At 44.8% G+C, this 24,800-nt stretch carries 19 protein-coding genes; 8 read left to right on the forward strand and 11 right to left on the reverse strand.

The features are described from left to right. Positions 1-169 precede the first annotated feature (169 nt). The 7 genes from MAS10914_RS0118855 to MAS10914_RS0118885 all read right to left on the reverse strand — a co-directional run bounded on the left by MAS10914_RS0118855 (position 170) and on the right by MAS10914_RS0118885 (position 7,661). Positions 170-2,146, reverse strand: a complete 1,977-nt coding sequence (locus MAS10914_RS0118855) for a PatA/PatG family cyanobactin maturation protease (RefSeq protein ID WP_017317508.1) — start codon at positions 2,144-2,146, stop codon at positions 170-172. Positions 2,147-2,271: 125 nt separating this feature from the next. Continuing rightward, positions 2,272-2,493, reverse strand: a complete 222-nt coding sequence (locus MAS10914_RS0118860) for a hypothetical protein (RefSeq protein WP_017317509.1) — start codon at positions 2,491-2,493, stop codon at positions 2,272-2,274. Positions 2,494-2,596: 103 nt separating this feature from the next. Next, positions 2,597-3,388, reverse strand: coding sequence for a YdcF family protein (locus MAS10914_RS0118865; RefSeq protein WP_026082663.1), 792 nt, complete (start codon positions 3,386-3,388; stop codon positions 2,597-2,599). A gap of 125 nt (positions 3,389-3,513) precedes the next feature. Then, on the reverse strand, positions 3,514-4,005 hold the full coding sequence (locus MAS10914_RS0118870) for a hypothetical protein (protein WP_017317511.1): 492 nt from the start codon (positions 4,003-4,005) through the stop codon (positions 3,514-3,516). 10 nt (positions 4,006-4,015) lie between these two features. After that, positions 4,016-5,560, reverse strand: a complete 1,545-nt coding sequence (locus MAS10914_RS0118875) for a bifunctional aminoglycoside phosphotransferase/ATP-binding protein (RefSeq protein ID WP_017317512.1) — start codon at positions 5,558-5,560, stop codon at positions 4,016-4,018. Positions 5,561-5,649: 89 nt separating this feature from the next. Then, positions 5,650-6,240 carry a 50S ribosomal protein L25/general stress protein Ctc gene (locus MAS10914_RS0118880; protein ID WP_017317513.1) on the reverse strand — a complete coding sequence of 197 codons (591 nt, stop codon included), beginning with the start codon at positions 6,238-6,240 and terminating at the stop codon, positions 5,650-5,652. Positions 6,241-6,317: 77 nt separating this feature from the next. After that, complete coding sequence (locus tag MAS10914_RS0118885; protein WP_017317514.1) at positions 6,318-7,661, reverse strand: adenylosuccinate synthase; 1,344 nt, start codon at positions 7,659-7,661, stop codon at positions 6,318-6,320. A gap of 470 nt (positions 7,662-8,131) precedes the next feature. Here MAS10914_RS0118885 and MAS10914_RS0118890 point away from each other — a divergent pair, with 470 nt between their 5' ends. Together MAS10914_RS0118890 and MAS10914_RS0118895 are read left to right on the forward strand one after the other, a co-directional pair. Then, a complete protein-coding gene (locus MAS10914_RS0118890; protein ID WP_017317515.1) occupies positions 8,132-9,175 on the forward strand; it encodes an adenosine deaminase in 1,044 nt (347 codons plus the stop codon). A 625-nt stretch (positions 9,176-9,800) separates the two neighbouring features. Continuing rightward, positions 9,801-10,553: a hypothetical protein gene (locus MAS10914_RS0118895; RefSeq protein ID WP_017317516.1), complete on the forward strand. Its 753-nt coding sequence runs from the start codon at positions 9,801-9,803 to the stop codon at positions 10,551-10,553. 45 nt (positions 10,554-10,598) lie between these two features. Here the strand turns inward: MAS10914_RS0118895 and cobO are convergent, their stop codons facing one another. Beyond that, positions 10,599-11,261, reverse strand: coding sequence for a cob(I)yrinic acid a,c-diamide adenosyltransferase (cobO, locus tag MAS10914_RS0118900; RefSeq protein WP_026082664.1), 663 nt, complete (start codon positions 11,259-11,261; stop codon positions 10,599-10,601). Positions 11,262-11,338: 77 nt separating this feature from the next. Between cobO and MAS10914_RS0118905 the strand changes: the two genes are divergently transcribed. Both MAS10914_RS0118905 and MAS10914_RS0118910 read left to right on the forward strand, forming a co-directional pair. Further along, complete coding sequence (locus MAS10914_RS0118905; protein WP_017317518.1) at positions 11,339-11,860, forward strand: O-acetyl-ADP-ribose deacetylase; 522 nt, start codon at positions 11,339-11,341, stop codon at positions 11,858-11,860. A 95-nt stretch (positions 11,861-11,955) separates the two neighbouring features. After that, positions 11,956-13,143 carry a homospermidine biosynthesis protein gene (locus MAS10914_RS0118910; RefSeq protein ID WP_017317519.1) on the forward strand — a complete coding sequence of 396 codons (1,188 nt, stop codon included), beginning with the start codon at positions 11,956-11,958 and terminating at the stop codon, positions 13,141-13,143. 226 nt (positions 13,144-13,369) lie between these two features. Here the strand turns inward: MAS10914_RS0118910 and MAS10914_RS0118915 are convergent, their stop codons facing one another. Continuing rightward, positions 13,370-14,464, reverse strand: coding sequence for a phosphotransacetylase family protein (locus MAS10914_RS0118915; protein ID WP_017317520.1), 1,095 nt, complete (start codon positions 14,462-14,464; stop codon positions 13,370-13,372). Between the two features lie 301 nt (positions 14,465-14,765). Continuing rightward, positions 14,766-15,140 carry a type IV pilus biogenesis protein EbsA gene (ebsA, locus tag MAS10914_RS0118920; protein ID WP_017317521.1) on the reverse strand — a complete coding sequence of 125 codons (375 nt, stop codon included), beginning with the start codon at positions 15,138-15,140 and terminating at the stop codon, positions 14,766-14,768. A 199-nt stretch (positions 15,141-15,339) separates the two neighbouring features. On the opposite strand from ebsA, the gene MAS10914_RS0118925 reads away from it, so the two are divergent. After that, entirely contained in the window at positions 15,340-16,314 is a 975-nt protein-coding gene (locus MAS10914_RS0118925; RefSeq protein ID WP_017317522.1) for a radical SAM protein, read from the forward strand. Further along, positions 16,268-17,677: a glycosyltransferase gene (locus MAS10914_RS0118930; protein ID WP_026082665.1), complete on the forward strand. Its 1,410-nt coding sequence runs from the start codon at positions 16,268-16,270 to the stop codon at positions 17,675-17,677. The genes MAS10914_RS0118925 and MAS10914_RS0118930 overlap by 47 nt, the downstream gene beginning before the upstream one ends. A gap of 44 nt (positions 17,678-17,721) precedes the next feature. Here MAS10914_RS0118930 and MAS10914_RS0118935 read toward each other — a convergent pair whose 3' ends face one another. Next, a complete protein-coding gene (locus MAS10914_RS0118935) occupies positions 17,722-19,677 on the reverse strand; it encodes a DNA polymerase III subunit gamma/tau (protein WP_017317524.1) in 1,956 nt (651 codons plus the stop codon). 328 nt (positions 19,678-20,005) lie between these two features. Here MAS10914_RS0118935 and MAS10914_RS0118940 point away from each other — a divergent pair, with 328 nt between their 5' ends. Then, entirely contained in the window at positions 20,006-20,689 is a 684-nt protein-coding gene (locus MAS10914_RS0118940) for a hypothetical protein (protein ID WP_017317525.1), read from the forward strand. Between the two features lie 343 nt (positions 20,690-21,032). Then, on the forward strand, positions 21,033-24,776 hold the full coding sequence (locus MAS10914_RS0118945) for a tetratricopeptide repeat protein (RefSeq protein ID WP_017317526.1): 3,744 nt from the start codon (positions 21,033-21,035) through the stop codon (positions 24,774-24,776). Positions 24,777-24,800: the final 24 nt, after the last annotated feature.

Genomic DNA, 24,800 nt, shown 5'->3' on the forward strand with positions numbered 1-24,800 from the left:
AGTTGAGAGAACCTGCAAAGGGTTGATACCAATGGAGTCATCCCAAATCATATTTGATATAGTTCTCATCTGACTTGCGGATTGGTTGGGAATTCTCATTTTTCCATCCTCCTAAACAAAAACTAGAACGTGAAGGCACTAAAAGGCATGACAGAAAGATATGGGCTTGTTACCTCACAAACCACGATCGCACTCTCCCCACACTCACCGGACACACATCACTCACATCGACGGTGAATCGATACACTTTTCGAGCTTGTTCAAACACTCGTCTGGGATTGAAAAACGTCAGCTTGACATCCCAGCAATCAGAATCTGGACGACATAACGGGCTGCGTTCTACCTCTATCCTGTCGAGATCCATTTCTTCTTGAATGGCGGACTCGAAGATTCGTTCGACGTTGAAAGCGTTGGTTGCGGCGTAGTTGATGGCTCGCTCTTGCGGTGTGATGCCGAGATTGCGAAGCTCGTAGTAAACTCGTTCCAGGAAATTGATAACAGAGTGCGATCGCTGCCCATACGCACCTCGTTCTTGCTCTGATGCAGACTCAGCCGGAGGATTTCCACAGACGGCTTCGATTAATGCCGCTGTTGTCCAGCTATACATACAGCGAAGCGTGGGAAGAATCACAGGCACAACTTGACCAGACATCAGCATGACTTGCCCAATGATCACACCGGCAACCGAAATGCGCTCAACGCCTTCTGTTAACTGCTCTAGGAGGAACTGGCGCAATCGTCCATACCCCTGTTCGGCATAAGCTCCTTGAGGCTGGATTGCATAAATAGGTGTTGCATCCAGGTTCAACGTCCAGATAATCGCTGCTGTATCCCAAGGGTTTTCATCGAGATAGGCTAACAGTTGTCGAGGGTCTTGAGGATTTGCCCCTTCGCCCATGTGCTGCTGGATAGAATCTCGACGGGCTTCTGTACCGAAGTCGTACCCTAACTGTCCTAATGCGTAGACCAACTGTGCAGGTACGCTGTTGCCACCTCCACAACTACAAGCCGCAGGTTGTATTCCACCAGAATTTACCTGTTCTTTCGCTTGAGGTGATGACCGTAGGGCTTGCATCGTTTGGGAAGCCACTTCAGAAGCAGGCGCACTGTAGGTTGCTGCTTGAACAGCCGGGTTTTGTCTTTGCGGAGGTGACGGATTTGTCCTCTCAATAGGTGTTGATTTCACCGTCATTAATTCTATGTTTTCATTCATGGTTTCTCCTTGTTCAAGAATGAGCGACATTGCTCCTTTGACATTGAGACGACCCGCTAGAAGACGACGACAATCAGGAGCAGGCTGGTCCTCACAGGCGATCGCACTTCTCAAAATGGCATCTCGAACCACTTGAGGATTTGGAACTTGACCTCGCTTAAGTTGAAGACTCAGCAACAGAGCTGCAATGCCAGAGACAACAGCCGTAGCGTAACTCGTTCCACTGCTGCTTGTGATACCCCCTCCGGGAACTGCTCCAGGTATGTTTTCACCCAGTGCCAAAATCCCTTGTGTGCGATATAGTTCGCCCCAATTGCTAAAATCCAGCGGCAATCCTTCTGTATTCATCGCACCCACCGCGAGAACAGATGGCAACGCACCAGGAATATGCAAACAGTTACAGCCATCATTGCCAGCCGCCGCAACAATCAGGATGTTCTGGTTTGTGCAATGGCGAACGGCGTTGACCAGGAGCGGATCTGCCTCTCCACTCGGGGTCAGTTGTCCGCCGCTGATGTTGATGATATGGGCACCGTGATTTGCCGCTAAAAGGATGGCTCTGGCAAGATCGAGTTGAGAACAAGGGGCGATGGGCAAAGCCCCGCCTCCGGCGATTACATCTCCCTTGCCATCCATAAAGATGGGAATCAATAAACCCCGGCATTGTGGAGCGATGCCTTTGATTGATTCATGATGCTGCCCAAAGATAATGCTTGTAAGGTGTGTACCGTGTTGGGCTGCCGAACCTTGATTGGAAATGTTTGGAATAAGAGGTTCTAGTTGAGTTAGTTTGGCACCCACAAGACTAGAGTGGGCTTGATCCACCAAACCATCTAAAACAGCAATACAAATTTGAGGCTCCCCGAATGTTTCTGCCCAGATATCTTGCAGTCCAGCAATTGGAGTAGTCGTAGCATGGATCACGACGGGCATAAAGAATGACCTCAACACCTGGATCAGGGCAATCAGAGCATTCGGTTTCTGTTACTCGCCATTATAATTCGGTCACTTGACAAAAGAATATGCTTGCTTTAGAACTTAACAATACCCATAAGGGTCTATCTTTTACGAAACCACTGCATTATATTGAGTTCGCCGCGCATTTTTTCTAGCTCTTGACGATGGCGTTCTGCTGTAGTATAATACCATTCACAGTATTTTTGAAACTCTGACCGTACCTCAACTTCTTTGTAAAACTGGTAAGTTGTTTGGTACGTCGCGAATGTGTCCTCAACTTCTGGTTGAGGAGAAGGTATGATGTGCCGTAATTCTTGAGACATAATCTTAATGAAGTTTAGAAGTTAAGAGTTAAAAGTGGGAAATTATTCTACAAATCTTTCTTCATTATTACTTACTCACTCCCTACTAACTTATAACTCCCTTTCATAGCCATCCGCGTAAGCGATAAGCAAGAATACCAACGTACTCTTTCAAAGCAGTAGTAAATAGGCGGAGGTTTTCGACATCAGGTAACACATTCAATAACGCCGCCTTTGGGGTGCTAGTCAGTTCTTGCAATTCACCCTCACTAATGAGAAAGTCTGTAGGTGTCGCAATAGCATCAATACCTTGATGACGGAAAATGAGAAGCGATCGCGGCATATGAATTGCGGAAGTTACCAGCAAAATGCGACGAATCCCGCGAGACTCTAGAATTTTCTTGACATTTAGCGCATTTTGATAGGTGTTGAGGGAATCAGGTTCCTGTACAATTGCTTCTTTTGGTATACCAACAGAGGTCAGGATAGTAGCCATATCTGCCGACTCAGATAGACCACTCCCCCGCCAATCGATGCGACCACCACTCAGGATAATGATAGGAGCTTTTTTTTGGCGGTAGAGTTGAGCAGCGTAAATAACGCGATCGCCTGCTTCACTTAAATCTACAGTTGGTCGTGGCGGCAAAGCAGATTTAGTAGCACCACCCAAAACCACGATAGCTTCTGTAGTTGGTATTTCAGCCAATGGCAGATTTTGCCATTCCAAAGACTTCACAAGCAAACGAGAAACCCAACCATTACTGCTAGATAACAATAGAGTCAGCGCCAGCGCAATTGCTAGCGCCGCAGTGCGTGGTCGTTTCCATAACATAAAAAGTGCTACCAGCATACATAGACAAGCCAGTCCCAGGGGATAGAAAAACAACGGTAGCAACTTAGAGAGATATAAAAACATGAGAGTTAGTAGGTTGGGTAGTAGGTAGTAGGTAGTGGGTAGTGGGTCATGGGTCGAGGTTAGTGGCACTTTTTAACAACCAACAACTCACCACTCACCACTAACAATCACCAATCACTCAATGGCTACCGTTCCCAAAAGCGGAAATTAATAGTTCCAGGACGGCGACGGTAACGGCGAGTGGTTTTCCTGATTTGCCGTCTAGGTCTGTTACTGGGAATTTCAACTTCGGTATCTTCTGACTGGTCTTGTTGTAGTTGAGTTCTTGATTCTTCCTTGCTTTGCCACCAAGCAATAATCCAGCCTCCGCCTATACCAGCGATCGCGCCTAGAAAGATACTCATGGGTGGTTGATACCCCACGAACACAAAGCCTAGTAAGAAAAATAACCAATACTTCAAGCCCGCATCAACGCCCTCAGAGGTAGCTACTGTAGATGGCTGGGGACCAGTTTTGGTTGATGCTGTCACCCAGCCTAAGGCTAAACCACCCAATACACCCAGAAAAATACTAAGGGCTGGGTCGTATCCCGTAGCTAGAAATACGAGGGTAAAAAATAATCCTAATAGGATTTGAGTGACGAAGTTTCCTGAGAAGTTTAGCTTTGGTGGTGCCATAAGACGTAGCCTATTGCCGAATCACATCCTTTAATTGTGCCTCTATTGATTGAGTCGTATCCAAAATTTTAGCGAGTGGTTTTTCTTTTTCAGTCAAGGGTTCCGCTTGCTCAAGCTGAGACGCTAATAAATCAGCTTGAGCATCGGCAATATCACCAGTACGGTCATTCAATCGCTGTTGCAAAACTTCTGATGGTGCTATGCAGGAGATAATTTGAAGAGAAAGTTGATGCTCTTGAGCCTGAGCGATCGCCTCGTCGCGCAACTGCTGACGATCATACTTAGCATCTAAAATCACCACATAGCCTTCACTTGCTAACAAAATTCCTAATTCCAACAGTCGTGCATAAGTTTTCTGTGTCATCGCGGCTGTGTACAAATCATCACCACCACGTTCCAACAACCCAATTCCCGCCAGATGTTTTCGCACGGCATCCGAACGAATGTGAATTGCTCCCAATTGACGAGCTAAATACCGCGCCGTTGTACTTTTACCAGAACCTGACACACCCGACATCAAAATCAGCCGTCCTTGGCGGGGTTTTGTGTATTCCCAAGCCAACTTGTAATAATTAGCTGCTTTTTTTGCCACCTCCTCCTTGACAGAAGAAGGCACACTTGGATCATCCAACAAGAATGAAGTCACCTTTGCCCTAACATACGATTGACGGCTTAAATAGATGGGCAATACCTGCAACCCCTCCCAATCGCCAGTTTGTTCGACGTAAGTATTCAAATAAGCATTACTTAAATCTGGACGCTGCTGACCTTCCAAATCCATCACAGCATAAGCAATGTCAAACATCACATCGACAAAGCGAAACGGCTTATTAAACTCGATGCAGTCAAACAGCCAAATTTTATCGCGCCACAAACAAATATTTCCCAGGTGCAAATCCCCGTGACACTCGCGAATATAGCTATTTTGAATTCTGCTGTTAAAAAGTTCGCGACGTTGGGCAAAAAACTGATCTGTATACCGCTTTGTCTCCTCAAACTGCTCCCGTGTCTGGGGACCACCGATATACTTTTCAGTTTGCTCATAATTCTCGTCAAATGCCGCCCGAATTTGCTCTACCTCACCAAAAGAGCGAATCTCATCGTTCGTCACAGTTTTAGCATGGTATTGAGCCACCACTCGTCCCAACTCCTCCAGGAGTGCTTCATCTAACTTACCCTGCTCAAACATTTTACTAAACAGTGCATCTGTGGGAAACTGGAGCATTTTCAGCACATATTCCACGGCTTCTCCCGTTCCCCCTAGTTGGTACTGCTCCCCCACAAGGGTACAAGGGAAAACCTCCAAGTAAAGTTCCGCAGCACCTCGCTGATTTAAACGCAACTCTTCGTGACAAAAATGTCGCCGTTTCTCTAAAGTCGAGTAATCCAAAAAGCCAAAATTCATAGGCTTTTTGACTTTATAAGCATAATTCCCAGTCAATAGCACATAAGAAATATGCGTCTGAACCAATTCAATTGGTTCCTTCACCGGGTGTGGATAAAACCCAGGCTGCAACATCTGCTCAATCAAAGGGGGAATAGAAACTTCTGTCATCTTTTCTTGGCGTCTTGGCGGTTCAAATACAAAAAAACCAGAGGTATACCCCCTGGTTTCATCGGTAACTATAACAAACTTTAGGTATCTCAGGTCGTAGATTCTGTTTCTGTATCAGAACTTCCTTGTGGGGGTAAAACAATAAGAACAGATTGTCCTGGCTCACCCATATATCTAGCACCAGCAGGTAGGGTGAGTTGTTCAACGGTCAAACTATCTCCTATCTGTAGGTTAGAGACATCAATTTCAATCGCTTCAGGAATATTTTCCGGTGGACAACGTAGTGACAAGACTGTAATGTGTGTATCTAATACACCACCTTCTTGCTTCACACCAACTGGTTCTCCCACAAAATGCACTGGCACTTCCACATCAGCATCGCCATGACCTGCAACAGCAAAAAAGCTAAGGTGGTAAGGCGTACGTTTTGCTGGATGAGACTGAACCTCCCGTAGTAAGGTTTTCCCACGCCAAGGAATATCAGTCACATTCAGATCAATCAAAGTGTTGTTAACCGAACCTTTTATGAGCAGGCGCTCAACAATCTTAGCGTCAATAACAAGAGCAATTGACTCGGTACCTTTATGACCGTACAAATTCGCGGGGATTTTTCCAGAACGACGCAAAGCATTGGGCTTAGTGCCTTCTGGTCGCTGTTGACAATCTACTGTTAGCTCCATTTTCGGATTCTAGATTTTAGATTTTGGATTTTAGATTTTGATATTATCACTCAGCACGGTTGCATTGCCTTACACCTCTACGCACTCAGCAATGAAGCGGGCGTGCCGTCAGGGTGCAACAAAGCACGTTTCGGACCGTGTATGGGGTCTTCTACAATGATAGTCTGGTCGCGGCTAGCGCCCAAGGAAACAATTGCGATCGGGACTTCTATCAATTCTGCCAAAAATTTTAAGTAGTCCAGCGCTTGCCTTGGCAATTCTTTTAGGGAGCGACAGTGACTAGTTGAGGTGCGCCATCCTGGCATGGTTTTATAGATAGGCTGACATCGTGCAAATTTACGGGCGCTGCTAGGAAAGTGCTCGCAGCGTTCCCCATCTATCTCATAAGCCAGACAAACTTTGATTTCCTCCAGTTCGTCGAGGACATCCAGTTTGGTAATTGCCAGACAGTCCATACCGTTAATGCGAACGGCATAGCGACCGATAACCGCATCAAACCAACCGCAACGTCTCTTACGTCCAGTGGTCGTACCAAATTCAGCACCGCGTGAGCATAGCAATTCTCCCAATTCCCCATCTATTTCTGTGGGGAAAGGTCCCTCACCGACCCGAGTGGTGTAAGCCTTCGCGACCCCAATCACTCGGTCAATCATTGTTGGTCCTAGCCCTGTACCAACACAAGCTCCTCCAGCCACTGGGTTAGAAGAGGTGACATAGGGGTATGTCCCGTGATCCAAGTCGAGGAGCGTACCCTGTGCTCCTTCAAACAAAATATTGCGCCGCCTTTGAACCGCGTCGTATATTTTTAAGGACGTATCGACGATATGCGATCGCAAGCGTTCTGCATATCCCAGGTACTCGTCAATCACCTGCTTGGGATCTAACGGCGGTAGGTTGTAAAGCTTTTCCAGAATGACGTTTTTGTAATGAATCGTCCACTCCAGCTGTTCGCCCAGCCCCTCAGAGTCCATCAAGTCTAAAACCCTGATACCAGTCCGCTCCGATTTGTCAGCATAAGTAGGACCAATCCCTCGACCAGTCGTGCCAATTTTATGGCTTCCCCTTCGCTCCTCCGATGCCTGGTCAATCATCCGATGATAAGGCATCGTGATATGGGCTGTTTCAGAAATAAGCAGATTGCGAGTGGAAACACCTACTTTTTCTAGTTGGTCGAGTTCTGCTATCAAAACCTGTGGATCTATGACTGTCCCACAGCCGATTATGCACTCAGTATCTGGATACAAAATACCAGAGGGAATCAAGTGCAGCTTAAAGGTCTGACCCTTGACTACAATTGTGTGTCCGGCATTGACGCCCCCTTGATAACGTACAACAACATCTGCGGAGCGACTGAGTAAGTCAGTTATTTTACCTTTTCCTTCATCGCCCCACTGGGCGCCTATAACAATGACGTTAGCCAAGCGTTTATTAAAGAGCTAAAGTTTCCACAAATTATTATATTTATCAGATTTGCTGTCTAATGTCAAGGTTAACTTCGGGTATCTTGCCTAAGGGATGCAACTGACACAACTATTGAGAAGCGCCAAAATCTTCTGTCTGCGGTTGTGCTAACGCACTCATCACTAGAACTGTCTTGAAAGTCTACTTTCATCCTGCGTTGTCTATCTCCTGCCCAGACGCTGCGCCTATGCCTGCGGCACGCTCTGCGCTCACCCAGTTCATGGGCATAAGATTGCAAATGAAGTCTATTGTGTATGCATTACCACATTGAAGCAATTTTTATGTCCCAGCATATTACTAGAGCAGTCAGGAACTCCGCTATCCGGATGATATAAAAAACGCTTATATTTTCTTCCTTCTCCCATAGCTTGTTTTTTTATTTGTTAGTGTTAATAATAATTAAAATTTTTAGCTTACTTAAACAACCACTATGGCTTTATACGCAGAATTACATAGGCATCTCGGCGGTTCCGTTGTCCCTCGTATTTTGTGGCGCTACTTCGAGCGGCACTCGTCTGAGATGATTTCCCGCTTTACTGACTATTTAGAGTTTGAAGATTTTTACACGCGCCCGCGCAACACCCTTAATGAGTATCTGGAGTTGCACACCTTGGTGGAAAGCGTGCAAACTGTGGAGACTTTGCCTTACTTCATCTACCGTTTGCTGAGGGGTGCTTATATTTTTGAAAATTTGGCATATCTCGAACTGCGCTATACCCCTTATTTGCGAACACCAGACCATCTAAGTCAATCGGAAAGAATTGACAAAATGGCGGAAATTGTGGAAGTTGTGGGCAAAGCAAGCCAAATATCGGAATATCCGATTGTCACTAGCCAAATTCTCTGTATGCACTCGCGCCTACCCTTTGAGGTGAATAAAGCGATTATTGATTTGGCAGCGCAAAGCAGGCAGTATGTTTGTGGTGTAGACGTGGCAGGGGGAGACAGCTACTATGCAGAACGGATGAATGAATGGATCAGCCTGTATGATTATGCGCGATCGCTTGGAATCAACACCACAGGACACCTTTATGAAACGACTGCTGGGTGTTATCCCCAACTTTTACCTTATCTAATGCGGATTGGTCACGGCATCCAAATCCCCTTGCTGTATCCAGATTTACTTAAAGATTTGGCTAGGCGTAATCAGTGTTTGGAAGTTTGTCCCACAACTTACCAGAAAACTGGTACTTTGCAGGATATACGTGAACTCAAGTTAGTGTTTGACCGTTGTTTTGATGCAGGGGTAGACATCGCTATTTGTACTGATAACGCTGGGTTGCACAATGTGCGTTTGCCGTTTGAGTATGAGAATCTCTTAACTTACGACATTATTAACTTTGAACAGCTACAAGCTTGCCAGGACGCAGCATTCCGTCATGCTTTTGCTTGGCCCTACAGCCAGCGTCCAGTGTCCTTACTGAACGGGTTGCTAAACCCACAACCTAAAGCCCTAGCCATCATGGAGTCATGAACTATGACCGGGGTTTGACTAGCAGTCAGCTATCAGCCAAAACAGTTATAAGTACTGAGGACCCAGTCATGAGTGGGATAACAAGTTAGTCCACTCAGCACTCATTGCTTAGAACTTTCTTGCACTGAATGCTGACTGCTTTTTTGCTTGAGTTTAAATTCCTTTTCAATAGAGAAACGGTATCACCGCAACGCACTAGCTCCCTTATTTCCCTATATTCACATAATTTATGCCAAAATTTCTGGAGGAAATCCGGAATAAAGAGAATTGCTTGTGTAGTTTTGCTTGTTCCTATATTAGAAGCGGTCTTATACCAAGAAGGTGTCAATTGTTTTTGAAATTAAATAATGAAAAAGAAAAAATGCTCAAAATTAGATTTTCATTTTGAATTTTTAATTTTTCAAGATAATCATCCAATCGGATGAATCTAAGGGACGAAGCACGAATGACCTGAACAATGTTAGGTTAAGATCATCGCCCCAAATAAAAAAAATTTATTGGTTGGCAAAGTTTTTTCCAGACAATATAAATCCAACCATTGACGGAGCCTTTGTACATAAATACTTCGGTACGTTGTAAGTCAGTTGCGGAAAACCCAAGATAATTTTTTGACAGGAGAAATAGGGTGTCTAACAATATTAAAAAGTTTGTTTCCTCAAGTTTATTAGGAATCCCTGCTGTTGGTGTACTTCTCATACTTGGTGTCGCCAATCGTCCTCTACCAGTACTGAGTAACCAGACTGCATATGTTGATTCATTCACTGTGTCGTCTGCAAATTCTCAGTTACCTGTTTACAATTGGCTGCAAAGAGATCCTTCCCCTACTTCAGAATTCACAAACACAAAGGAAGCTCGTCTACGCAGAGCACTTACAACGTCGGTTACTGTTCCAACTCATGTCACTCAACAAAATAATTTAGAACAAAATAATTTAGAAATAGTATCTACAACCAGAGTAAAGGATGTAGAACCTCAAACATCTGTCAAAAACGCTAGAGTTGCGCCTATAGGAGCTAAGTTTCCTAAACAAGATGGCGTTTACCTCTATGGTCAGTCGCCAAAATCCGATCAACTCGGACAAGGCTATATCATTTTTGAGAAACGGCAGGACAAAGTAATGGGTGCATTATATATGCCCAGATCTGAGTTCAGTTGTTTTAATGGCACTCTCCACTCCTCAGGAGAGTTAGCAATGACGGTAACTGGTTATCCCGGTGACAAAAGCCCGACTCAGGTAGCGACAAACAATACATTGCCTCGGGTCATGGATGATGAGTCAAGCACTTATGCCCACTCTGTAACGCTGCAAGATTTTTATCAGCTAAATGCCATCGGTGCTAACGACCGCCGGATGTTACAAATGTGTAAAACTAACTAATGAAATTATGGATTCTGAAAATAATTCATAATTTACATTTTGCTATCAATACTCAATTCCTGGTTGCGCCTTAATGCCTTGGTCGCGGAAAGGATGTTTAATCAGGGACATTTCGGTCACTAAGTCAGCGCGTTCAATCAATGCCGTGGGAGCGCCTCTGCCTGTCAAAATAACATGATTGTAAGGTTGCTTTTGAGCCAACCCGGCTAAAACTTCCTCAACTTCTAAGTAACCAAGTTTAAGAGCAATATTAATTTCATCCAACAGCACCAGCTTGAAGTCTGGATTGCGGATATATTCTAATCCTTTTTGCCAAGCGGCGACAGCTTTTTCGATATCGCGATCGCGGTCTTGGGTTTCCCAAGTGAAGCCTTCGCCCATAGCGTGAAATTCTAATAAATCGTCTTGCCAAATACTGAAAACTCTTTTTTCGGCAGGTTCCCAAGCTCCTTTGATAAATTGAACGATAGCGACCTTATACCCATGACCAAGCGCACGCAGCACCATCCCTAGCGCCGCAGTGGTTTTCCCCTTGCCATTCCCAGTATTAACGATAATTAACCCTTTTTCGGTCGATGCGTTAGTGACTCGCATCTGTTGTACTTCTTTGCGTCGCTCCATCTTTTTGCGGTACTGTTCTGATGTGAGGGAGGAATTCTCTCCAACAGCTACATCACTAGTGGTTGCCCGAGTTTCATCAGTTTGCATGGCGCTGGCATTCACAGAGAGTGTCATTAATACTAGGATGAACCAAAATCCTCAATATTGAGCAACGGCGCTTAATCATGGAAAACAAAATTTCTGTTATCCAAGGCGATATTACCCAGCTACAGGTGGATGTTATTGTGAATGCTGCTAATAACACCCTTTTGGGAGGAGGCGGTGTAGATGGTGCGATACACCGTGTGGCAGGTCCAGAACTTTTGGAAGAGTGTCGCAAGTTGGATGGATGCGATACTGGGCAAGCAAAGATAACCAAAGGTTATAACCTTCCAGCCAAGTTCGTCATTCACGCCGTTGGTCCGGTGTGGGAAGGTGGGAATTCTGGAGAAGATGAGTTGTTGGCACAGTGTTATGGCAACAGTTTAGCCTTAGCAGTCGAAAACGGGGTTAAAACTATTGCTTTTCCAGCCATTAGCACAGGCGTATATCGTTTTCCTTTGGAACGTGCCACTAAAATTGCTGTCAGTGAAGTTAATAAGTTTTTACACAGCAAGAATTATTTAGAACAAGTCATTTTCGTTTGTTTTGGGCAAAAAGCCTACGATTGCTACTTGCAGGTGATGCGAGAAATGACTCAAAGCTAGCTAGGATTGTATCCTATCTCAAGCCTACTTACTAGGCTGTGGACATCTGGTACAAGATGTAAACTTATGAGTTATTCCTTTGGGGACTACCAAAAATGTCAAAACAGCTGGGTAAAAAAATCGCACCTGCACCGATGTCAACTGATATCGGGGTCGTGGATTTGATTGACCATTACTTCACCGCTTACAATTCAGCACGGTTGCGAGAGATATGTCATCTCCTCAGCCGAGATGTCCTCACCGAAGGCGTAACGGTAGGAGTCAGTCTTTCTGGTGCGATGACACCAGCAGGATTCGGGGTTTCTGCGCTGGCACCGCTGATCCGCAACGGATTTATTGACTGGATGATTAGCACTGGCGCTAATCTTTACCACGATATGCACTATGGACTAGGTTTTGAACTCTTCGCTGGCAATCCGTTTTTGGATGATGTGAAGCTGCGCCAGCAAGGCACTATCCGCATTTATGACATCATCTTTGGCTACGATGTGCTGTTGGAAACAGATGCTTTCATCCGTAAAATTTTGCAAGCAGAACCATTCCAAAAACGGATGGGAACTGCGGAATTTCATTATCTACTCGGCAAGTATGTCCGCGAGGTAGAAAAGCAACTGGGGGTTAAGCATTCCTGCCTGCTAGCTACAGCTTATGAGTGTGGGGTTCCAATTTATACATCATCACCTGGCGATAGTTCTATTGGGATGAATGTCGCTGCATTGTCATTGGAAGGTTCCAAGTTGATGTTAGATCCTGCAATTGATGTTAATGAGACGGCAGCCATTGCGTACGGTGCGCGAGAAATAGGAGGCAAGAGTGCAGCTGTCATTATTGGTGGCGGCAGTCCCAAAAACTTTTTGCTCCAAACACAACCGCAAATTCATGAAGTCCTAGGACTAGAAGAAAGAGGACACGATTACTTTATCCAGTTCACCGATGCCCGTCCAGATACTGGGGGTTTATCTGGAGCAACACCCTCGGAAGCCGTTAGTTGGGGTAAGATTGACCCAGATGAGTTACCTAGTACAATCGTTTGTTATACCGATAGCACAATTGCACTGCCGTTAGTGACAGCTTATGTCTTAAACCAGTGTCAGCCTCGTGCTCTAAAGCGGTTGTATGATAAGCGAGAACAGATGCTAGACAAGCTGCGGACAGACTATTTAGCAGCTAAAACCCAACCAGTCGATAAAATACCAGATGCTGTGGCTCAAAGCACTCCTCCTCAAGAAGTCGCAACTTATCCTGTAGGTAGGCTGATTCCTAATACGGGAGGCGGAGAGTAAGCCAGATGGGGAGACGGGACGGTCAGGAGAAGCTCTTTTTCCGTTGTCCCCTTGTCCTCGGTAAAAAAAGTTACCGACAGCCTAAGCAATTCAAAATTCAAAATGGTTAAGCTGTGCTTTACTCAAATGAAATGTGTGATAGATGACTTTGTAAGGGCACACGATTGTGGCGCTGTGCCCTTACTCTCCATCTTCATAACTGAATCAAAGTTGGTATTAAGGCTTTTTAAGACAGTGCCGCAGCCGGACTTAAATCAAGTAAAGCGAGCAAGCGGTCAATATCAAAATGTTTAGCCATGAGATGACGAATACACTCAACTTTAATAGGTTCGTGGACACGAACTGTACCAAAAGTGCGGTCAATAATTTCCACAGTCGTTAGGGTATCCAAGTCAACTGATAACATGGGGATTTCTAGTTCTTCAGCACGACTGAGAATGAAAGGGGCGGGAGGCAATTGTCCGGTGAGAATTAAGCATTGGGTAGAAGTTTCCAAAGCAGCTTGCTGAATTTCTACGCGATCGCCCCCTGTCACCACTGCCATATTCCGGCGCATACCAAAGTACTTCACCGCTGCGTTGACATTCATCGCGCCAATTGCCAAACTTTCCACCATTAAATCCAGGCGATCGTTGCAGCAGAGAACTTCTGCGTTTAACTGGTGTGCCAATTCGCGAACGCTAACACTACGTAATAAATCACTTTTTGGCAACATCCCTAGCACCGGAATGCTTTGCTGTTCTAGAAACGGACGGATAGTGGTGTTAACAGCTTGTCGTTTTTCTAGAGGAATATCGTTGATAACAATACCAACCAAGCGATCGCCCATACGCTGCTTGGCAGATAATAGCGCTTCAACTGAAAGGAGTGACTTGTAACGGGCTACCAAAAGCACAGCAGCATCCACCACCTCAGCGACTTGCAGTAAAGATAAATTAAATAAGCTGCCTTCATCCAAATTACCAGGACCCTCAAGCAACACCAGGTCGCCAAAGAGCATTTGCGAATATTGCTGCGCTAGGGACTTTTGATAATCGGTCTTGTCTAGCCCTTGCAAACGTTTTTGCACAGTGGCTTCATTTAAAGTCACCATAGTGGGTACAACATGGTTTTTTGGTAGGTTGAGGCTATGAGCAATGAATTGGACATCTTCCTCAACCACGCATCCACTAGATTCACTCAAAGATGTACCTAGCGGTTTGCCATAGGCAATATCCAGTCCTTTGTGCTGTAGTTGATAAGACAAACCCAGGACTGTTGCAGATTTACCGCAGTAAGCTTCCGTAGATCCAATTAACAAATATTTAGCAAATTTTGGCACACCTGCACTCCTAATTTCAAAATTCAGTTAGCTTTGAGCAGCTAGCTTGATTTTAGTTGTAGACCCCTGTAAGGAGGTTTCTTACAGGGTCAGCTGATAGCTAATTGCTGACCGCTTTTTACAACTGGGCTAGGTTTTATTAATTTTAGGTCGAACTTTGCCATTGAAGTTGTAAACCAAGTTGACTATAGAAATAATTGCTCAACTTACAACAAGTGTTGACTGTTCAAAAAAAAGCCTTTTTTTATTGGTAGCACAGGCAAAACGACAATTATGGAGTTATGTTGCCACAGTGTCTAATTTAATCCTCGATACGCAGCATCTTGCGGTAAAACGTTTGGGAAAAATCGGTGACGCGGGAACGCTTATAATTTTCTATAAGTTCAATTAAATAAATAATAAACTCGAAGCTTGCCATCATCAGTTCATAGCTCAATTCCGCGTTGCCATCAAACTGCATTCGGCAACGAGTTAAGTCTGAGGGTAGAGTTGCAACATTCCAAGTTGCAACAAAGGGAATATTATCACTGCTTTCTATCTTGCGGTGTCCCTCCAAAACGCCCTTTTGATAGAGACTAATCGCATAGGGTAAGAAATTGCGCTTACTACCTTGAATGTAAGGCAAGTAGACGCTTGCTTGTTGTTGAGTGGCGGGTTGGAGTTGCTCGAAAGACATACTTTAAATCTTCCTCAAGTAAGTTGACAACCGGACACCTTTAGGGGTGTTGTCAATAGTATTCCCAAAAAAATGTCTGTTTACACATTGGTCAAAGGCAGATGCAAAGACTCATTTGTGACTCTTAACTCTTAACTGGTTGACTCTTTGTTAACTCCGTTTAAAGATGTCCTAAGGAACATTTGAGTGGTTTTAGGCTATGGCTCCACTGGTTGCAAACTATTACTTGACCTACCGCTGTAATGCCAGATGTCATTTTTGTAACATCTGGACATTAGAACCGGGAAAGGAAGCTGATTTTGAAACAATCAAAAATAATTTGAAGGATTTACGCCGCTTGGGAGTCAAGTATGTGGACTTCACAGGTGGTGAACCACTTCTACGTCCTGATGTCAATCAGATTTATACAGAGGCGAAACGTCAGGGTTTTCAAACCAGTATCACAACGAACACAATTTTGTATCCGAAGAAAGCTAGGGAAATTCAGGGATTAGTAGACTATTTGAATTTCTCCCTGGATGGTGGGGATGCAGAAACTCATGATCAGTCTCGAGGAGTCAAAATTTTTGACACTTTGGTGGAGTCGGTTGAAATTGCAAAGTCTTTAGGAGAATACCCCGTACTCAACCACACCGTTACCGCTCAGAATTATCATCGCCTTGAAGAAGTTGGAGAATTAGGTAAAAAACTTGGTGTTCGGGTTTGGTTGAATCCCGCCTTTACAGCACACGAACACTACAACTCGAATAAGAATCCCACCCCGGAAATGGTAGCGGCAATCGAAGCAACTGGGAAGAAATATAACAATGTCGGGTACAATAGGGCTGCACTGGCTTTTATTGAGGCTGGGGGCAATGATACTAAAAATCCCCGTTGTAAAGCGGTGGATGCTGTCATTGCTATTTCTCCTAATGACGAACTGCTGCTACCTTGCTACCACTTCGCCCAAACGGGAATTCCCATTAATGGGCGACTTTACGAGCTATATCGCGAGTCTGAGGAGGTAGAACAATACCGCCAATCTCAAGGTAAGCTCAAAGTATGTGAAGGTTGTACTGTTTGGTGTTACTTGTTACCCAGCTTCTTTATGGGTGTAGACAAATACTGGTGGTTGAATTACGTAACCTATGCCAGCGAATTCCTGGCCCGAAAACGATTCTTACAACGAGCTTGATCCGCTCAACTCCCTCTTTTGTGACCTATCCACGTCAGAAGAGGAGTTAGAGGAGGAGACACCCCACTCAATGACTCTTCCATCCCGGTTTCAAGGTCGTAGACGCAAAGCCGCTCTCGTTTTGACAATGGTCTGGAGTGGTACGATCGCCCTGCATTTAGTTTCGTGGGGTACATTGTTTGTACTGGGACTGACGACCATCCTAGGATTTCACGCCTTAGTGTTGGTGTTTGCCCGACCAAAACGTTACCCGGAACAAGTACAGGGAGATTTGCCATCTGTATCCGTGTTGGTGGCAGCTAAAAATGAAGAGGCGGTCATTGGCAGATTAGTCAAGAGCCTTTGTAGTTTGGAATACCCAGATGAACAGTACGAAGTTTGGGTGATTGATGATAACAGCACCGACAGGACGCCCCAGTTGCTGGCAGAACTGGCGCAGGAATACGAGAATCTGAAGGTACTGCGGCGAAAGCCAGACGCTGGCGGAGGAAAATCCGGAGCGTTGAATCAGGTGCTACCGCTGACAAAAGGGGAAATTTTAGCGGTGTTTGATGCTGATGCCCAGGTGCCACCAGACTTGCTACTACGTGTCATACCGTTGTTTCAACGGGAAAACGTGGGCGCGGTGCAGGTGCGAAAGGCGATCGCCAACGCCAAAGAAAATTTCTGGACAAAAGGTCAAGCGGCAGAAATGGCATTTGATACATTTATGCAGCATCGACGGACTGTCATTGGTGGTATTGGCGAGTTGCGGGGTAATGGTCAATTTGTCCGGCGACAAGCGCTTTTGCGTTGCGATGGCTGGAATGAAGAAACCATTACCGATGATTTGGATCTGACGTTTCGCCTGCATTTAGATAACTGGGATATTGAGTGCGTATTTAACCCAGCGGTCGAAGAAGAAGGCGTGACAAATGCCATTGCCCTCTGGCATCAGCGTAACCGTTGGGCAGAAGGCGGATATCAGAGGTATTTAGATTACTGGGATCTGATTCTCAAAAACCGCATGGGTACGCGCAAAACCTGGGATTTATTCCTGTTTACCCTGATCATGTACATCCTACCCACAGCGGCGGTGCCAGATTTAGTGATGGCGATCGCACGACATCGTCCACCAATTTTAAGTCCAGTTTCTGGCTTAACGGTGACAATGTCAATGGCGGGGATGTTTAGTGGTCTGCGTCGGATACGTCAAAAACAGGAATTCCAACTGTCTACCTATCTTCTGCTGCTGCTCCAGACCTTGCGTGGCAATTTATATATGCTCCACTGGATGGTGGTCATGAGTAGCACCACCGCTCGGATGTCAATACGACCAAAGCGGTTGAAATGGGTGAAAACAGTACATCAAGGTAAAGAATGAAGAATGAAGATGAAGATTTTTCTCTCTTCTATCTTCATTCTTGTTTAAAATTCATCATCAGCTTCTGAATCTTCTACCCACTCCGATGTGGTTGTAGAGTCAAGTCTTTCTGCATCGTCTGTAAATCGGATGATTTCTCCATCAAAGAATTGTGCCAAACGTTGCGCTGCGGCTTCAACTTCATCAACTGCCCAATGAGCGTTACTAGCTGGAGGTTGAGGTGTGGATGGTGTAGTACTGCGATTTGCCGTGTCTGAAGTTGAGACCACAGCACCATTCGTTGTATTTGAAGTTTTTGTGGTCGGTGTTTTGGGTGTGGGAATTTCAGGAGAAGGCGCAGGAGGCGGTTCGTAACTAGAAGGAGTAGTAGAAGGAGTCGTGGGCTTCTTGTGCGGAGAAGTTTGAGGTGGGATAGAAGTTGATGAGGTTGCTAATTCCAGGTTTATCTTAATATCACATTTGAAAGTTTCTTTAAACGCTGCTACTATTTTAGACTGGTCTGATTGTACTTGTTTATACCATGCTTGTTTAATAGCAACACGAGCGACAACGCCATCAAATTCTATAAGATGACACATTTGGCGCAGTAGCTCTCGTCTTGAGATTGGCTGGAGATTGGCAAGCACTTGCTGCCAAACCTGGGTTAATTCATATTGTGTGACCTCAGTCATTTCCTCTGTTTGGGATACTGAGGATGCTGCTTCTACTTTAGGAGGTGGTTCTGGGGGAGTGGAGGTAGGGGGAGTGGGGGATACTGTAGGTGTTTGTTGGCTTGTGACTTCTTTGACAGGTTTTAGATTATTTTCTGATGGTGGTGTTTCGCGGCTTGTCGCTGTCCTTTGTTCAGTTCTTACAGATGGTGAAATCTTTGGTGGAATTGCGCCTTTGCCATTTTGCTGAACAGAAATACTGGCTGAGGGTAACAATCCTAGCAATGTGACTTCTAACCACAGACGCGGTTGTGTGGTGTTTTTCAGTTGCACTTCGGCGGTTCGTAAGTGTTGCTGTCCCGCCAAAATTGTACTCATGTCAAACTCTTGGGCAAAATCAATCAGCGCTTCCCAAGTTTGGGGAGTGCAAGCAACCAAATCGTTGCGGCTGGGTGCAGTTTTAGCAATGAGTAAATCCCGGTAGAAGCCAGCGAGATTCTGGAGAATAATCAGAGGTTCCCGACCGCGATCTAGGATTTTACGGGTATAGTCTAGAACATTTTCAGGGTTGTTAGAGGCGATCGCATTCAACAGTAAGAGCAAATCGCGTTCGCTGACCGAACCAACTAAATCCCAAACTCTGTCTGGTGTGACTTCTGCTGACAATAAACTTAACTGGTCAAGCAGACTTTCTGCATCCCGCAATCCTCCCTGAGCGAGTTGGGCTACCATGGTTATGGCTTCGAGGGTAATATTAATATTTTCTTTGTAGGCGATATGACTCAAATGCTTTACCATCGCCTCTAAATCTATTCTGCGGAAGTCGAAGCGTTGACATCGAGAAATGATAGTTGGCAAGACTCGTTGCGGGTCGGTTGTCGCTAGTACAAAGACAACGTGTTTCGGTGGTTCTTCGAGGGTCTTTAGTAGCGCATTAAACGCTGCTGTACTGAGCATATGGCACTCATCAACCACGTAAACCTTATACCGACACTGTACGGGAGCAAATTGCGCCCTTTCTATAAGCTCACGGATATTATCGACACCAGTGTTACTTGCCGCGTCAATTTCAATAACATCTAAAGAATAGCCCTTAGTGATTCCCTGACAAACATCACACACGCCGCAGGGTTGAGGTGTGGGTTTGTCATTTTTAAGACAATTAAGCGATTTTGCCAAAATGCGAGCGCTGGAGGTTTTGCCCGTACCCCTAGGACCTGTGAACAAGTAGGCAGGGGCGATTTTGGCAGCCCGGATAGCATTGGTGAGGGTGGTAGCGATCGCCTCTTGCCCCACGAGTTCAGCAAAACTCTTTGGGCGATACTTGTGGTGCAGGGGTTCGTAAGACATAGAGGGCAAATGTCAATGCCTTTGAGGGTTAATAACTAGCACCCAGAGCAATTTGGGATTAGACAATTCTAAACGTATAAGGTAACTTCAAACATCTAGAAATTCACTTTTCTTAGTACAAATATACCATTGACAATAGAGTATGATTTATAGATATTTCGCTAATGTAGAAAAATTGTATGTTCTACAGGTGAGGGAAAATTGCGCGTCTGTAGATTTTCTTTAATTCTTAGTGGCGCTTGGGAGTGCAGTAAGTAGACGCGTAGCAGCTTTTCGTTAGACATGGCTACAATCTTATGGTGAACACCAACACTTACGGGTGCGGGAGATGCTCAAGCGGATAATTCAATGGCTCCGAAGGTTTTTTCAACGCTTGTTTGGCTCAAATCAGACTCAAGCAACCAGGGCACATGTTCAAAAACAACCGCCTCCACCCCTGAGCGATACAGATCTGGAAGTTTTGTTTACAGAACTATTAGAAGGCGTGTATCAGGCACGAGGGCAAGCATGGGCGCAAAAGTGGCTGGATAATATTGAACATCGCGTCTCAACAGAACGTTGGGTAGAGTGGTTGCAGCGGTTTGGCGAAAGATTGCTAGCATCACCTACACTCAATAATGAATTGGCCTCCCGAATGGTACAACTAGGTGAATTGGACATTGGAGAAGTTGGAAACGTCGCCTATGATATTGGGATGCAGTTGTTAACGCGCACAAGCGGCGAACCAATATGGGAGTATGAGGGACCAGATACTGTCAAACAAACCCCTGCAACCGCACAAACTTTCGACGAGCAAGTGGAAGTCGTGGAAGTAGAAAACCTCCCAGAAGGAGAATACCAAACCGTTACCTTAGAGCAGTTGTTTGAGCTTTTGCAGCAAGATGAGAACTTACGCAACCAGATTTCCCAGCAACTGGGAATTGAGACAGACGATCCACAAATAATCATCCAAGCATTGCTTAATCAATTCCATACAGATCATCAATCAAGCACAAATCAAGCAGAAGCATAAGTAAATACCTGACCTCTGACGAAACTCACATATATAATGGTGCTGGAAACTACAGGGGTCTTCGTAAGAAGAATGCTCTCTCGTTGCTTGTTAGAACGAAATCTGCTGTCAATCATAGACAACTTTCATCATTGACCTACTCATATGCAATTTGTTTCCAAAACAACCAGGACTCGCCTATGTAATTCTCATGAGTCTTTACGTAACTCATAACTTTTTTAACACTGTGATCGCTAAAATCTTATGATGAACAATTCCAAGAGTTCCCGAAATGCTCAAGTGGCTAGTCAAGTGGCTTAACAAGTTTTTCAGATTCCTCTTTAGGAAAAAGCAGACTCGTTCTATGTATCCTATGGGGGAACAGAAGGTAGTATCACCACCCGAATTGACAAATGCAGATTTGGAATTTTTGTTTACCCAGCTGCTGGAAGGTGTACATCAGGCAAGAGGGCAACAGTGGGCGCTCAAGTATCTACAAAGAATGGAAAATCGTATTTCTCAGGAGCGTTGGATAGATTGGCTGTTGGACTTTGGTGAAAGATTGCTCACCTCACCTGCACCAAATGATCAATTAGCAGAACGGATGGTGCAACTAGGCGAACTGGGTATTGGGACAATTGGAGAGCTATCTTACGATATTGGAATACGCTTGTTGACGAAAAACTTGGGCAAACCGTATTGGGAAACTGAAGACAAACAAGATACAGAAACTTTAACCCCCGCAACGCTCCCGACCTTATTAGAAGAAAAGTTAACTCTTAACAAAGGCAAACAGCATTCAAATGATAACCGCAGGCAACAAACTGAAACGACAAAACCTGCATCCGCTTCAAACTCTCCGCACCAAGAGTATACCAGTCATTTAGACGAATTGATATGGGAATATGATGGACCAGATGCCCAAACCACAGCACCAGATCCTCTACTAACTCCGTTTGAGGAACAAGAGGAAGAATCTTGGGTAAAACAAAGCCTCGAAGCAGCAGCATCTGAGGTTCACACAGAGCATGAATCTACAGATTTACAGCCACTCGTGACTGTCACACTAGATGAATTGTTAGTGAGGTTGGAGCAGAGTACGAGTTTAGTCCAAGATCTGGCTTCTGGGCTGGGAGTTCAAAGCGAAGTACCAGTCAACACGAATTCACTGACAAATCAACCGCAGACGACTCTAGAACGGGCACAAGCATGGTTTTATCAAGGTTTGAACCAAGCCAAAAGTGGTGATTTATCTGGAGCAATTGCATCTTACGACAAAGCTCTAGAAATTCACCCCAACTCTCATGAATATTGGTTTAATAGGGGCTTAACACTCTTTTACTTAGGACATTTTTCCGAGGCAATTGCATCTTATGACAAAGCCATTGCGCTCAAACCAGACTTCTATAAATGTTGGTACAACCGAGGTGGGGCACTCGGTGAAATGGGGCACTTTGAAGAAGCCATCTTCTGCTTTGATAAAGCTATAGAAATAAAGTTTGATGACCCCGAAGCTTGGTCAAGCCGGGGTGTGGCGCTCCAGAAGTTAGGACGTCCATTAGAAGCAGTTGCCAGTTATGATAAAGCACTCCTGCTGGAACCACAAGACCAAGACAATTGGTATTACCGAGGTGTCGCCTTAGCGCTCTGTGGGCAAATAAATGATGCAATCGCATCATTTGACAAAGCCTTAGAAATCCAAAGCGACTACTACCAAGCTTGGTATAACCGAGGTCTAGAACTTTCTCATTTAGGACGATTTGAAGACGCCATTGCCAGCTACGAGCAAGCAACTAAAATTCAAAGCGACTACTACCAAGCTTGGTACGCTTTGGCAAGTGCGCTCGATAAAATAGGGCGACATGAAGAGGCGATCTCATCTTACGAACAAGCGGCTCAAATCAGCCCAAACTCCCATGAAGTGTGGATTGACACGGGTGTAGTACAAGCTAATTTGGGACGCTGGTATGATGCCATCTCATCCTGGGAGAAAGCGCTCTTAATCAAACCAGACTACTACTTAGCCTGGTTCAACTGCGCTGTTGCTTTGGAAAATTTAGGACGCCGTGAACAGGCAATTGCTTCCTACGACAAAGCCATAAAAATTAATCCTCAGTTTGACTCAGCGTGGTACAATAGAGCAGTGGTGCTATTTCACTTGGAGAGATTTGAAGAAGCGATCGCCTCATATGACAACGCTTTGCAAATCAAACCTGACTCTTGGGAAGCTTGGATTGGTCGAGGGAATGCGGCAGGCAATGCAGTTTATAGGGACTCGCATCTCACTTTTTCCAGTCCCATAGCCTCAACAAATGCAGCCTTGTACGAACGCGGCTATGAAGGGAAATTGGCAAGTTACGAGCAAGGGCTGAAATATGTTAGTCAAGATGCACAACCAGAAGGTTGGGGCAGGTTGCATCTGGCGCTTGGTAATGTACATTACGAAAAAGGAAAAAGACATTCTACACCCTGCTATTATTGGCAGCAAGCCATAGCTGAGTATCATCAAGCGCTCCGAACCCTCACCCCAGAAGCTTTTCCCCAATTGCATCTGGAGGTTTTGCAAAACCTGATTAAAGCGCTTGTAGGTTTGGGGCAAACTTCCCAAGCACAAGAATTCCATCAAGATGCCACAGATTTATTACAACACTTACTCAGTGAAATTACCCACTCTCACGAAAGTAAGAAACAGTTGGCGCTCAAGTATGCGGGTTTTGAGCAGTTGGCAGTTGATATAGCCGTGCAATCTGGTGAGATAGCACAAGCTTTAGAAATTGCTGAATACGGCAAAAATGCTTGTTTAACCAGGCTTCTTTTTGGTTGGAGAGATAAAATTACTTCACCCAACTATCCATCAATTCACCAACTTCTCAATCCCACAACTGCAATTATCTACTGGCATATCAGCCCTTGCACCCTACGCACCTTCATCATTAAATACAAGTCCCCAGAACCCATCCCCATTTTTACACCTGTACTTAATGTAGCGATATCTGATGAAATACCTGTACCCGAAGCGGTGCAACGATTGGTTGAATTTGAAGATTGGCTAGAAGATTGGAATCAACAATACAGCGAATATCGGCGACTCCAAATCAATGACACATCAAACAAAAGTGTCCATTCCTGGCAAGTGGACATGCAACAGAGGCTATTGAATCTGAAAAATATCCTCAATATTTCCGCAATTGTCAATGAACTCGACAACATCACCCATTTGATTTTAATTCCTCACCGCGACTTACACAGATTTCCTCTCCACGCCCTTTTCAATATCTCCTCTCCTTGGGAACAAGAGTTATTGGAGCAGCATAGTTTCACATTTACCTATCTGCCTAATGCCCAAGTTGGATTGTCTTTGAAATCCCAACCTCTCGCTCATGTGCAAAATCTACCATTATTGATTGTGGAACATCCCGAAAGTACAAATTATCCCACACCACAATCTGCCAAACTCGAATCTGAAGCTATTAGCCAGATGTTCAGTCATCACCAACGCATACTTTGCTCACAAGCTTCTAAAATGCAGGTAGAAAATGCCTTATCCAATGATTACAATATATTTCACTTTACGGGATATGTAACTGACAATTTTAGTCAACCGCAAAAATCAGAATTCCTGTTAGCTGGTGAAGATAAATTAACTATAGAAGAAATCTGCAAAAAGCCAATTGCAAGTTACAAACTTATGACTCTCTCAACTTGTGAAACAGCCATGATTAGTAACCAACATATCACTACCGAATATGTTGGTTTAGCTAGTGCTTTTCTCAATCGGGGAGTCGCTCATGTATTGAGTACTTTATGGACTGTAGAATCAGCTGCTATTGCTTTGGTGATGATAGAGTTTTATCGACGACTCCAGCAAGATAACTCCGCAGCAAATGCCCTAGCGCAAGCAACGGAATGGCTCAAGGATTTGACTGCTGGTGAACTTAAAAAATGGTATGAAGAATTACTAAGCAAATTACCTCAAGGGGGAGTAAGAATTAGGGCAATTTTAGCCACGGAATTATATAGAACTAGGAAAATGCCAGCAGAAACAAAGCTTTACAATCACCCTTATTACTGGGCAGCATTTAAGATTTCAGGTAAGTTTTATTTTTAAAGCAACACACATCATAGCCAAGCA

Source organism: Mastigocladopsis repens PCC 10914 (genome assembly GCF_000315565.1).
Taxonomy (GTDB): domain Bacteria; phylum Cyanobacteriota; class Cyanobacteriia; order Cyanobacteriales; family Nostocaceae; genus Mastigocladopsis; species Mastigocladopsis repens.